Annotated in this window: 2 protein-coding genes and 1 pseudogene; all 3 read left to right on the top strand. The window is 74.0% G+C overall.

All coding sequences use genetic code 11. From position 1 onward, the window contains the following. Positions 1 to 2,236 (top strand): annotated as a pseudogene (locus CCN29_RS36325) (SDR family NAD(P)-dependent oxidoreductase); the annotation flags it as partial. Positions 2,237 to 2,407: 171 nt separating this feature from the next. Beyond that, on the top strand, positions 2,408 to 7,231 hold the full coding sequence (locus tag CCN29_RS28530; protein WP_442538529.1) for a type I polyketide synthase: 4,824 nt from the start codon (positions 2,408 to 2,410) through the stop codon (positions 7,229 to 7,231). 46 nt (positions 7,232 to 7,277) lie between these two features. Next, positions 7,278 to 13,996, top strand: a 6,719-nt coding sequence (locus CCN29_RS28525; RefSeq protein ID WP_143661394.1) for a type I polyketide synthase, incomplete at its 3' end; no start/stop codon positions are given.

Genomic DNA, 13,996 nt, shown 5'->3' with positions numbered 1-13,996 from the left:
CGCCGGTGAGACGGATGCCGGCTACTGGTACCGGAACCTGCGTCAGACCGTCCTGCTGGAGCCGGTCGTACGGCGCCTGGCGCAGTCCGGACACGGCGCGTTCCTGGAGATGAGTCCGCACCCCGTACTGACCGTGCCGGTGGCCGAGACGGTGGAAGCCGCCGGTGCCGACGCCGTGGTCGTAGGGTCGCTGCGCCGGGGCGAGGGCGGCCTGGATCGCCTGTACACGTCTCTGGGCGAGGCATGGGCGCGTGGTGTCGCCGTCGACTGGACGCCCGCCTTCGCGGGGCTGTCCCCGCGCCGCGTCGACCTGCCCACGTACGCCTTCCAGCACCGTCGCTACTGGCTGGAGGCACCCAAGACCGAACCGCAGACCGCCGCCGATCCGGTGGAAGAGCGGTTCTGGCGCACCGTGGAGGAAGGCGACCTGTCGGAGCTGGCCGCCACCCTCGGTGTCTCCGACCAGGACGGTCAGCAGGGGCTGCACGCCGTCGTTCCCGCACTGGCTGCCTGGCGGCGGTCGCGCCGGGAACACGGCCTCGTCGACGGCTGGCGTCATCGGGTCGAGTGGCGAGCCCTCCCGGCCCCGAATTCGACCGCGGCTGCCATCGACGGCACCTGGCTGCTCGTCGTCCCCGCGGCCGTCGAGGACGGCGAGGCGGCCACCGCCGTACGGGCCGCGCTCGAGAACCGAGGCGTGCGCACCCTGACGCTCACCGTCGCGTCCGACGACATGGACCGGGAAGCCCTCCTGGCGCTGCTCAACCGCATCGACGGTGCCGGCACGGTCACCACCGTCCTCTCCCTGCTGTCCCTCGACACGCGTCCGCAGCCGGACCGACCGGCCGTTCCGCAGGGGCTCGCGGGCAGCCTCGCCCTCGTCCAGGCCCTCGGCGACGCCGGGATCGGGGCACCTCTGTGGTGCGTGACCCAGGGGGCCGTGGGCGTTGGTCCGCACGAGGCGCCGACGGCTCCCGTGCAGGCCGGCGTGTGGGGCCTGGGCCGGGCCGCGGCCCTGGAGCACCCCAAGCGGTGGGGTGGACTTGTCGACCTCCCCGCGGTCGCCACTCTCCGTACCCTGGCCGTCCTGCCCGACGTCCTCGCCGCCGGCGGCGAGGAGGACCAGGTCGCCCTGCGGGAGGGCAAGGCGTACGGCCGTCGGCTCGTCCACGCGCCCACCGGCGGCAAGACGCCCGCACGCGTCTGGAAGGCGCGCGGCACCGTCCTCGTCACCGGCGGCACCGGTGCGCTGGGCGCTCACGTCGCGCGCTGGCTGACGGACAACGGCGCCGAGCACGTCGTCCTCACCGGGCGTACGGGCGACGGCCCTCACGTCGAGGAACTCCGCACCGAAGTGCAGTCGCGCGGGACGCGGTTGACGGTCGCCGCCTGCGACATGGCCGACCGTGAGGCGGTGGCCGGTCTGGTCGCCCGTCTCGCCGAGGACGGCACCCCCGTACGGTCCGTCGTCCACGCGGCAGGCGTGAGCGCGCTGGGCCCCGTGGCGGACGCCGGGCCGGAGGATCTGGAGGCCACCCTCTCCGGGAAGGTGCTGGGCGCGGAACACCTCGACGCCGTCCTCGACCCCGCCCAGCTGGACGCGGTCGTCTACTTCTCGTCCATCTCCGGCACCTGGGGCGTCGCCGACCATGCCGCGTACGCCGCCGCCAACGCGATCCTCGACGCCCGCGCCGAGCGTCGCCGCGCCGACGGCGCACCCGTGCTCTCCGTGGCCTGGGGCCCCTGGGCCGGCGGCGGCATGATCGCCGAGTCCGTGCAGGGCGACCTGGCCCGCAGAGGCGTCCCCGTGATCGAGCCCGCCACCGCGATCACCGGACTCCAGCAGGCTCTGGACCACGACGACACGTTCGTCGCTGTCGCCGACGTCGATTGGCGGCGCTTCGCCGAGGTCTTCACCTCCGTGCGCGGCAGCGCGCTCCTGCGGGAGCTGCCCGACGCCGCGACCACCACGGACGCCGGCAGCGACGGAACCGGTGCCGACGGCAGCGAGAGCCACGCAGGCGCACTGCGGGAGATCGCCGCGCTGGATCCCGCCCGCCGGCCGGCCGCACTGCGCGCGCTGGTGAGCACCGCCGTGGCCGCCGTGCTCGGACACGACACCCAGGACCCCGCCGCCTCCGGCGCACTCGGCGACGAGACGGCCTTCAAGGACATGGGGTTCGACTCCCTGACCGCCGTCGCCCTCCGCGACCGCCTCAACCGCGCCACCGCGCTCACCCTGCCCACCACCGTCGTCTTCGACCACCCCAGCATCACCGCCCTGGCCGCCTGCATCGAGGAGCGGGCGTTCGGCCGGCCGGAGGAGCCGGGACGGGACGCGGCGACCGCGCACGACACGGGCGACACGAACGACGTCCACGCGGACGATCCCATCGCGATCGTGTCCATGGGCTGCCGCTTCCCCGGCGGAGTGCGCAGCCCGGAGGACCTGTGGCGGCTGGTCAGCGAGGAAGTGGACGCCGTCACGCCGCTGCCGGCCGACCGCGGCTGGGACCTCGACGCCCTGTACGACGCCGACCCCGATCACCTCGGCACCAGCTACGTCCGTGAGAGCGGGTTCCTGGAGGGTCCGGGCGAGTTCGACGCCGGCTTCTTCGGCATCTCGGCGCGTGAGGCGCTGGCGATGGATCCGCAGCAGCGGCTGCTCCTGGAGACGACCTGGGAGACACTCGAACGCGCCGGCATGGATCCCAAGGCGCTGCGCGGCAGTTCCACGGGCGTCTACATCGGCCTCACCGACCAGGAGTACGCCACCCGGCTGCGCGCCGCCTCCGGTGACAACGAGGGCTACCTCGCCACCGGAGCCGCGGCCAGTGTGGCGTCGGGGCGTATCGCGTACGCGCTGGGGCTGGAGGGTCCGGCGGTGACGGTCGACACGGCCTGCTCGTCCTCGCTGGTAGCGCTGCACCTGGCCGTGCGCGCCCTGCGTGACGGCGAGTGCTCCCTCGCCCTGGCGGGGGCGGCCACGGTGATGTCGGGCCCCGGCCCCTTCGTCGCCTTCAGCCGTCAGCGGGCACTCGCCCCCGACGGCCGCTGCAAGCCGTTCGCCGACGACGCGGACGGGTTCGCCCTCTCCGAGGGCGTGGGCGTACTGCTGCTGGAGCGACTGTCGGACGCGCAGGCCAAGGGGCACCAGGTGCTGGCCGTCGTGCGTGGCAGCGCGGTCAACCAGGACGGCGCCTCCAACGGCCTCACGGCGCCCAACGGTCCCTCGCAGGAGCGGGTGATCCGGGCGGCGCTGGCGGACGCGGGGGTGTCGGCGGCGGACGTGGACGTCGTTGAAGCGCACGGCACGGGCACGAAGCTCGGGGACCCGATCGAGGCGCAGGCGCTGCTCGCCACCTACGGCAAGGACCGTGACGCCGACCATCCTCTGTGGCTCGGGTCCTTGAAGTCCAACATCGGCCACACGCAGGCCGCTTCCGGCGTCGCCGGCATCATCAAGACCGTCGAGGCGATGCGGGCGCGTACCCTCCCCAGGTCTCTCGCGGCCGAACGGCCCAGCACCATCGTGGACTGGTCGTCGGGGTCGGTGGAACTGCTGGCGCAGGCCCGTGAGTGGGAGGCGCGGGACGGTCGTCCGCGGCGGGCCGGGGTGTCGTCGTTCGGGATCAGCGGGACGAACGCGCACGTGATCCTCGAGGAGCCTGAGGCCGTGACCCAGGACACCGTGGACGTGCCCTCGACCGTGGACGAGACGGTGGTCCTCCCGTTCCTGGTGTCGGCGCGTTCTGAAGGTGCGTTGGCAGGTCAGGTCGAGCGGCTGAAGACTCATCTGGAGTCGGCTGCGGTGCGGCCGGTGGACGTGGCGTGGTCGCTGCTGGTGTCGCGGTCGGTGTTCGAGCATCGGGCGGTGCTGGTGGGTGCGGGTGGCGAGCCTGTGGCGTCCGGTGTCGTGGCGCCGTCGGCCGGCTCGCCGGTGTTCGTGTTCCCCGGTCAGGGTGCCCAGTGGATGGGCATGGCTGTCGAACTCCTCGACGCCAGCCCGGTGTTCGCGGAGCGGTTCGCGGAGTGCGGTGAGGCTCTGGCCCAGTTCGTCGACTGGTCGTTGACGGACGTGGTGCGCGGGGAGGACGGCGCGCCGGGTCTGGACCGGGTGGATGTCGTGCAGCCGGTGCTGTGGGCGGTGATGGTGTCGCTGGCCGCGGTCTGGGAGTCGTTCGGTGTGCGGCCGGCGGCCGTGGTGGGTCACTCCCAGGGTGAGATCGCCGCTGCGGTGGTGTCGGGTGCGCTGAGCGTCGTCGATGGTGCTCGGGTGGTGGCGTTGCGGTCGAAGGCGATCGTCGCGCTGGCGGGGCGGGGCGGGATGGTGTCCGTCGCGCTGACGCATGAGGACACCGAGTCGCTGATCTCCCGTTGGGACGGCCGTATTTCGGTCGCTGCGGTGAACGGGCCGACGTCCACGGTGGTGTCGGGTGACGCGGACGCCCTGGACGAGCTCGTCACCCACGCCGAGGAAGTGGGCACGCGGGTGCGCCGGATCGAGGTGGACTACGCCTCGCACTCGGCCCATGTCGAGTCCATCCAGGCCGAGTTGGCGGAGCTTCTTGCCCCGGTCACGGCGGGTGAGCCGTCGGTGCCGTTCCTGTCGACGGTGACGGGGGAGTGGATCGGCGCCGGTGAGACGGATGCCGGGTACTGGTACCGGAACCTGCGTCAGACCGTCCTGCTGGAGCCGGTCGTACGGCGCCTGGCGCAGTCCGGACACGGCGCGTTCCTGGAGATGAGCCCGCACCCCGTACTGACCGTGCCGGTGGCCGAAACCGTGGAGGCGGCCGACGTCGACGCCGTGGTCGTAGGGTCGCTGCGCCGGGGCGAGGGCGGCCTGGATCGCCTGTACACGTCTCTGGGCGAGGCATGGGCGCGTGGTGTCGCCGTCGACTGGACGCCCGCCTTCGCGGGGCTGTCCCCGCGCCGCGTGGACCTGCCCACGTACGCCTTCCAGCACCGTCGCTACTGGCTGGAGGCACCCAAGACCGAACCGCAGGCAGCAGTTGTCGATCCGGTGGAGGAGCAGTTCTGGCGCACCGTTCAGGAGGGCGATCTCCAGCAGGTCGCCCGCACCCTGGGTCTGGAGGTCACCGACGCCCTGGGTGAGGTCGTCCCGGCGTTGTCCGCGTGGCGGCAGGCGGGCAAGGAGCGTGCCACGGTGGACGGTTGGCGTTACCGGGTGGTCTGGCAGCCCCGTGAGCTGCCCGCCGCCGGCAGCCTGCACGGCACCTGGCTCCTCGCCGTCCCGGAGACGTGGACCGACGACGAGCTGACGCTGCGGACACGCGATGCACTCACGAAGGCCGGCGCCGACGTCGTACGCCTTGACGTACCGGACAACGCGGACCGGGTGGTGCTCGCCGAACGGCTGGCCGCCCTCACCTCCTCGGGAGAGCCGCCCGCGGGTGTGCTGTCGCTTCTCGCGCTGGACGGTGCTCCCGACAAGCGGAGCAGCGGTGTCTCGCGCGGGCTGCTGGCCTCCATGGCGCTGAGCCAGGCGCTCGCGGACGCTGGACTCGTCACCCCTCTGTGGGCGGTGACCCGGGGCGCGGTCGTGGCCGGCGTCACCACGGAGGCCCCGGACGCCGGACAGGCCGCCGTGTGGGGCCTGCTGAGGGTGGCCGGGCTCGACGACCCCGAGCGGGCCGGCGGCCTCGTCGACCTCCCCGCCGGGGACGACGCGCACGGCCTGCTGCCCCGCCTGACCGTCCTGCTCTCCGGACACGGCGCGGAAGGCGCCGGGGAGCGGGGGCGGGAGACGGAGTTCGCCGTGCGCGCCGGGGGCGTGTACGTCCGGCGCATGGTCCGCTCGCCCCGGGACGAGGGGCCGACGACCGCCCGTCCCGGATGGAAGCCCCGCGGCACCGTCCTGGTCACCGGCGGCACCGGCGCGCTCGGCGCCCACGTGGCCCGGGACCTGGCCCGCGAGGGCGCCGAGCACCTGCTGCTGACCAGCCGCCGCGGACCGGACGCCCCGGGCGCCGAGGCGCTGCGCGAGGAGCTGACCGCCCTGGGCTGCCGGGTGACCGTCGCCGCCTGCGACGTCGCCGACCGTGCCGCGCTCGCCGCTCTCCTGGACGGCGTACCGGAGGAGCTGCCGCTCACCGCGGTCGTCCACACCGCCGGTGTCGTCGACCGGGCCCGGCCTTTCACCGACATCGACGCGGACGAGGCGGTCGACCTCGTGCACGCCAAGGTCGTCGGCGCCCAGCACCTGCACGAGCTGCTGGCCGGCCGGCCGTTGGACGCCTTCGTGCTGTTCTCCTCCGGGGCCGGCGTCTGGGGCAACGGCGGACAAGCGCCCTACGCCGCCGCCAACGCCCACCTCGACGCGCTCGCCGAGCGGCGCCGGGCGGCCGGTCTGCCCGCCACCTCGATCGCCTGGGGCGCCTGGGCGGGCGGCGGCATGGTCGACGCCGAGGTGGGGGAGCAGCTGCTGCGCCGGGGCGTGCCCGCGATGGAACCGGGGCTCGCCGTGCGGGCGCTGCGCGAGGCGGTGGCCGACGGCGACACGACCCTGGTCGTCGCCGACATCCGCTGGGACCGGTTCGTGCCTGCGTACTGCGCGCACGGCCACCGGCCGCTCATCGACGACGTGCCCGAGGTCCGTGACCTGCTGGCGCGGCGGCACGAGGAGGAGGCCGCCGGGCAGGACGACACCACGGCCGCCGACGGACTGCGCGGCGAACTCGCCGCCCTGCCCCCCGCCAAGCGGCGGCGCCGCCTGGTCGACCTGGTCCGCACCCACGTCGCCACGGTGCTCGGCTCCGGCGACGGCGTCCGCACGGGCAAGGCGTTCCGCGACGTGGGCTTCGACTCGCTGACCGCCGTCGAACTGCGCAACCGCCTCGGCTCCGCGCTCGGCACCCGGCTGCCCGCGACCATCGTGTTCGACCACCCCACGCCGAACGCGCTGGCCGCCCACCTCGACGACGAGCTCTTCCCCGAGGACGAGGCTCCCGGCACCGTCCTCGACCCGCGGCTGCGGGAGATCGAGGCGGCCTACCGCGCCGCCGCCGACCCCGCAGGCCGGCAGGAGCTCGCGGACGCGCTGCGCGGACTGCTGGACAGCTGGGCGGCGTCCCCCGGCGATCCGGCGTCCACCGCCGCCCCGGCGCACACCGGCGACCCGGCGCACACGGACGTCGACGAGGAACTGGTCGACGCCTCCGACGAGGACATGTTCGACCTGATCGACAGGGAACTCGGGATCTCCTGAGCGGTCCCCCCGACACGACCTCCCGATTCTCGAAGGGCTGACTGCCATGGGCAACACGGACAACACCGAGGACAAGCTCCGCGAATACCTCAAGCGCGTCACCACCGACCTGCGCCACACGCGGCGCCGGCTCACGGACCTGGAGACGCGGGCGCACGAGCCGATCGCCATCGTGGCGACCGCCTGCCGTGTGCCCGGCGGCGTGCGCAGCCCCGAGGACCTGTGGCAGCTCGTGGCCGACGGCGTCGACACCGTCTCGGAGCTGCCCACCGACCGCGGCTGGGACCTGGACGCGCTCTACGACCCCGACCCCGACCGCGTCGGCACGAGTTACGTCCGCCACGGCGCGTTCCTGTACGACGCGGCCGAGTTCGACGCCGGCTTCTTCGAGATCTCGCCGCGCGAGGCGACGGCGATGGACCCGCAGCAGCGCCTGCTCCTGGAGACCACCTGGGAGGCCTTCGAACGGGCCGGCATCGACCCGACCGCCCTGCGCGGCAGCTCCACCGGCGTCTTCGTCGGCGCCAGCAACCAGGCGTACGCCATCGACGGCACCGGCGCCCCCGAAGGCGTCGAGGGCCACCTGCTCACCGGCGGATCCGCCGCGGTCCTGTCCGGCCGCATCGCCTACAGCCTCGGCTTCGAGGGCCCCGCCGTCAGCCTCGACACCATGTGCTCCTCCTCGCTGGTCGCACTGCACCTCGCGATCCGCGCCCTGCGCTCCGGCGAATGCTCCATGGCCGTGGCCGGCGGCGCCACCGTCATGGCGACCATGCGCAACTTCGTCGAGTTCAGCCGTCAGCGCGGGCTGGCCCCCGACGGCCGCTGCAAGCCGTTCTCCGCCGACGCGGACGGCACCGGCTGGGGCGAGGGCGTGGGCGTGCTGCTCCTGGAGCGCCTGTCGGACGCGCGGGCCAACGGGCACCAGATCCTGGCCGTCCTCCGCGGCTCGGCCATCAACCAGGACGGCGCCTCCAACGGCCTCACCGCCCCCAACGGCCCCTCCCAGCAGCGCGTCATCCGCGCGGCCCTGGAGGACGCCGGGGTGTCGGCGGCGGACGTGGACGTCGTTGAGGCGCACGGCACCGGCACCACACTGGGCGACCCGATCGAGGCGCAGGCGCTGCTCGCCACCTACGGCAAGGAACGCGACGCCGAGCATCCGCTGTGGATCGGCTCGCTGAAGTCCAACATCGGTCACACCCAGGCCGCCTCCGGCATCCTCGGCGTCATCAAGATGGTCGCCGCCCTGCGGCAGGGCATCGTCCCCAAGTCGCTCCACGCGGACGAGGCCACCCCCCACGTCGACTGGTCGTCCGGCACCCTGCGCCTGCTCACCGAGGCCGTCGAATGGCCCGCCGTCGACCGGCCGCGCCGCGTCGGCGTCTCCTCCTTCGGCGGCAGCGGCACCAACGCGCACGTCGTCCTCGAACAGGCGCCGGCCGAGGAGGAGTTGGAGGCAGCTGCCGCGGAGGAGGGGGAGGCTGCCGCCGACCGGGCCGACGCCGTCGTGCCGTGGCTGCTCTCCGCCCGCTCGGAAGCCGCGCTGCGGGAGCAGGCGCAGCGGCTCGCCGACCGCGTGACGACCGCCGGTTACGACACCGCCGACGTCGCCCACACCCTCGCCACCGGCCGTGCCGCTCTGGAGGAGCGCGCCGTGGTCGTCGGCGCCGACCGCGAGGCCCTGCTGAACGGCCTGCGCGCACTGGCCCGCGGCGAACAGCCCGCCGACACCGCGCGCGGCCTCACCACCAGCCCGGGCGAGAGCGTGGACCCGGTGTTCGTGTTCCCGGGGCAGGGGGCGCAGTGGGCCGGGATGGCGGTGGAGCTGCTGGAGTCCTCGCCGGTGTTCGCGGAGCGGTTCGCGGAGTGCGGTGAGGCGCTGGCCCAGTTCGTCGACTGGTCGTTGACGGATGTGGTGCGCGGGGAGGACGGTGCGCCGGGTCTGGACCGGGTGGATGTGGTTCAGCCGGTGCTGTGGGCGGTGATGGTGTCGCTGGCCGCGGTCTGGGAGTCGTTCGGTGTGCGGCCGGCGGCCGTGGTGGGTCACTCTCAGGGTGAGATTGCCGCTGCGGTGGTGTCGGGTGCGCTGAGCGTCGTCGATGGTGCTCGGGTGGTGGCGTTGCGGTCGAAGGCGATCGTGGCGCTGGCGGGGCGGGGCGGCATGGTGTCCGTCGCGCTGACGCATGAGGACACCGAGTCGCTGATCTCCCGTTGGGACGGCCGTATTTCGGTCGCTGCGGTGAACGGGCCGACGTCCACGGTGGTGTCGGGTGACGCGGACGCCCTGGACGAGCTCATGGTCCACGCGGAGGAGTCCGGTGTGCGGGTGCGCCGGATCGAGGTGGATTACGCCTCGCACTCGGCCCATGTCGAGTCCATCCAGGCCGAGTTGGCGGAGCTTCTTGCCCCGGTCACGGCGGGTGAGCCGTCGGTGCCGTTCCTGTCGACGGTGACGGGGGAGTGGATCGACGCCGGTGAGACGGACGCCGGCTACTGGTACCGCAACCTGCGTCAGACCGTCCTGCTCGAGCCTGTGATCACCGCGTTGGTCGCGGAGGGTCATGGCGCGTTCCTGGAGATGAGCCCGCACCCGGTGCTGACCGTGCCGGTCGCCGAGGCCGTGGAGACGGCCGGCGCCGACGCCGTGGTCGTCGGCTCCCTGCGCCGGGGTGAGGGCGGACTGAACCGCCTGTACATCTCCCTCGGCGAGGCATGGGCGCGTGGCGTGGCCGTCGACTGGACGCCCGCCTTCGCGGGGCTGTCCCCGCGCCGCGTCGACCTGCCCACGTACGCCTTCCAGCGCCGCCGTTACTGGCTGGACGCACCGAAGCCCCAGTCACAGGCCGCCGCCGACCCGGTGGAGGAGCGGTTCTGGCGCACCGTTCAGGAAGGTGATCTCCAAGAGTTCGCCCGCACCCTGGGTCTGGAGGCCACCGAGGCCCTCGGCGAGGTCGTCCCGGCTCTGTCCGCCTGGCGTCAGGCGGGCAAGGAGCGTGCCACGGTCGACAGGTGGCGCTACCGGGTGGTCTGGCGCACGCACGACCTGCCCGCCACCAGAACCCTGGACGGCACCTGGCTCCTCGCCGTCCCGGAGACGCACCTGCGGTCCCCTCTGGTCGCCGCAGTGGCCCGCACCCTCAGCCAAGCCGGCGCGACCACCGTCACCATCGCCGTGGACGCCGGCGACCTCGACCGCGAACGCGTCGCCGCACGACTCGCGGACGCGCTCTCCGTCACCGGGGCCACCTCCGCCGAACCGGCGTCCGTCCAGGGCGTCGTCTCCCTGCTCGCGCTCGACGAGCGTCCCGCTCCCGGTCACCCGGGCGCCACCGCAGGCATGACCTCCTCCCTCGTCCTGCTCCAGGGGCTGCTGGACGCCGACCTGGACGCCCGGCTCTGGATCCTGACCAGCGAGGCCGTCACCACCGGCACCGGTGACGTCGTACGCAACCCGCTCCAGGGCGCCCTGTGGGGCTTCGGACGGGTCGTCGCGCTGGAGCAGCCCCGCCGCTGGGGCGGACTCGTGGACCTGCCGGCCGAGCTGGACGAGGACACCGCCCGCGGGCTCGTCGCCGTCCTCGCCGCCCGCTCCGACGAGGACCAGACGGCCCTCCGTGGCCGTACCGCCCACATCCGCCGCCTGGTCCGGGCCCCGCTCGCGGGACGCCCCGCGCCGCGCGCCTGGCGCACCAGCGGCGCCGCGCTCGTCACCGGCGGGACCGGCGGCCTCGGCGCCCACACCGCACGTCTGCTGGCCCGCAAGGGGGCCGAGCACCTGGTGCTGACCAGCCGCCGCGGACCGGACGCCCCCGGCGCCGAGGCGCTCCGCGAGGAACTGACCGCCCTGGGCTGCCGCGTCACCATCGCCGCCTGCGACGTCGCCGACCGCGACGCCCTGGAACGCCTGGTCGCCGAGGTCGAGGCCGACGGGCCCGCCATCCGCACCGTCGTGCACACGGCCGGCGTCGGCATGCTCGCCCCCCTCGCCGAGACCGACCTGGACTTCTTCGCCGAGGGCGCCCGCGCCAAGCTGCTCGGCGCCGCCAACCTCGACGCCGTCTTCGACCACGACCGGCTGGACGCCTTCGTCCTCTACTCGTCCGTCGCCGGCACCTGGGGCAGCGGCGACCACGGCGCGTACTCGGCCTCCAACGCCTACGTGGACGCCCTCGCCGACCAGCGCAGGGCCCGCGGCCTGACCGGAACGTCGATCGCGTGGGGCATCTGGAGCCCCGAGGGCGGCGGCATGGCCGTCAACGTCGTGCGCGAGCAACTGCGCTGGCGCGGCATCCCGTTCATGGACTCCGACCTGGCCGTCACCGGACTCGAGCAGGCCCTCGACCACGACGACGTCTTCCTCGCCGTCGCCGACATCGACTGGGAACGGTTCGTCCCCGTCTTCACCGCCGCCCACCCCCGGCCCCTGCTGCACGAGGTCCCCGAGGTCGCCGAGGCCATGAAGGCCGACGCGCCCGACGAGGACACGTCGGCCGACCGGCTCGGCGGCCTGCGCGCCGAACTGGCCGCCCTGCCCGCCGCCGAGCGCGTCCGCACCCTCACCGACCTCGTGCGCACCCAGGTCGCCACCGCCCTCGGCCACGCCGACGGCGAGGAGATCGCCCCCCAGCGCGCCTTCCGTGAACTCGGCTTCGACTCCCTGACCGCCGTCGAACTGCGCAACCGCCTCAACGCGGCGACCGGACTGAGCCTCCCCGCCACGGTCGTCTTCGACTTCCCCAACGTCAACGAGCTCGTACGGCACCTGCTCGAGCACCTCGTCGAGGACGCCGGCGACACGGCGGACGACCGCGCCGCCGCCCTGCCCGCCCCGGCCGCGGCCCGCCCCGCACACGAGGACGAGCCCATCGCGATCGTCTCGATGGGCTGCCGCTTCCCCGGCGGAGCGCACTCGCCCGACGCCTTCTGGCGGCTCGTCCTCGACGAGACCGACGCCATCACCTCCCTCCCCGCCGACCGCGGCTGGGACGTCGAGAACCTGTACGACCCCGACCCGGACCGGCCCGGCACCACCTACGCCCGCGAGGGCGGATTCCTGCACGACGCCGCCGAGTTCGACGCCGGCTTCTTCGGCATCTCGCCGCGCGAGGCCACGGCGATGGACCCGCAGCAGCGCCTGCTCCTCGAAACCAGCTGGGAAACCCTGGAGCGGGCCGGCATCGCCCCCGACAGCCTGCGCGGCAGCGACACCGGTGTCTTCGTCGGCGTGTCCCACCAGGGGTACGGCACGGGCGGCGAAGCACCCGAGGGCCTCGAAGGGCACCTGATCACCGGCACCGTCACCAGCATCGCCTCCGGCCGCGTCTCCTACACCCTGGGCCTCGAAGGCCCGGCCGTGACCCTGGACACCGGCTGCTCCTCCGCGCTCGTCGCCATGCACCTGGCCATCCGGTCGCTGCGCTCCGGCGAGTGCTCCCTCGCCCTGACCGGCGGCGCCGCCGTCATGGGCGAGCCGATCGGCATGGTCGGCTTCAGCCGCCAGCGGGGCCTGGCGACCGACGGCCGCTGCAAGGCGTTCGGAGCCGGCGCCGACGGCATGGGCATGGCCGAGGGCGTGGGCGTGCTGCTCCTGGAGCGGCTGTCGGACGCGCGGGCCAACGGGCACCAGATCCTGGCCGTCGTCCGCGGCTCGGCCATCAACCAGGACGGCGCCTCCAACGGCCTCACCGCCCCCAACGGACGCTCCCAGCAGCGCGTCATCCGCGCCGCGCTCGCGGACGCCGGCCTCACCGCCGCGGACGTGGACATGGTCGAGGCGCACGGCACCGGCACCAAGCTCGGCGACCCGATCGAGGCACAGGCGCTGCTCGCCACCTACGGCCAGGAGCACGACGCCGAACACCCGCTCTGGCTGGGCTCCGTGAAGTCCAACATCGGCCACAGCCAGGCCGCTTCCGGCATGGCCGGCATCATCAAGACGGTGCAGGCCATGCGGCACGGCATCCTGCCCAGAACCCTGCACGCCGACGAGGTCTCCCCGTTCGTCGACTGGTCGGCCGGACACGTCGAACTCCTCACCCAGGCACGGCCCTGGAACCCGGAGGGACGTCCACGCCGAGCCGCCGTCTCCTCCTTCGGCGTCAGCGGCACCAACGCGCACGTCATCCTCGAACAGCCCGTCGTCGAGCCGGAGTCCGTCGCGTCGGCCCCGGCCTCGACGCCGGCCGGAACCGTCGTGCCGTGGCTGGTCTCCGCCCGCTCCGCGGACGCACTGCGCGCCCAGGCCGAACGACTGCTGTCCCACCTGACGGACACCGCCGGCACCCTCCCCGACCCGGCCGACGTGGCGCACACCCTCCTCACGGGCCGCGCCGCCCTGGAGGAGCGGGCGGTCGTCGTCGGCGGCGACACCGACACCCTTCTCGCCGGACTCCAAGCCCTCGCCACCGGCACCACCACGCCCGCCCTCGCCCGGGGCGCCACCCAGCGCATCGGCGAGAGCGTGGACCCGGTGTTCGTGTTCCCGGGGCAGGGGGCGCAGTGGGCCGGGATGGCGGTGGAGCTGCTGGAGTCCTCGCCGGTGTTCGCGGAGCGGTTCGCGGAGTGCGGTGAGGCGCTGGCCCAGTTCGTCGACTGGTCGTTGACGGATGTGGTGCGCGGGGAGGACGGTGCGCCGGGTCTGGACCGGGTGGATGTGGTGCAGCCGGTGCTGTGGGCGGTGATGGTGTCGCTGGCCGCGGTCTGGGAGTCGTTCGGTGTGCGGCCGGCGGCCGTGGTGGGTCACTCCCAGGGTGAGATTGCCGC

Origin of the sequence: Streptomyces pseudogriseolus (genome assembly GCA_002154585.1) — a bacterium.
In the GTDB taxonomy this organism is placed as follows: Bacteria; Actinomycetota; Actinomycetes; order Streptomycetales; family Streptomycetaceae; genus Streptomyces; species Streptomyces pseudogriseolus.
The sequence above is the reverse complement of the archived record's forward strand: the minus strand, read 5'-3'. Positions and strand labels throughout refer to the sequence as shown.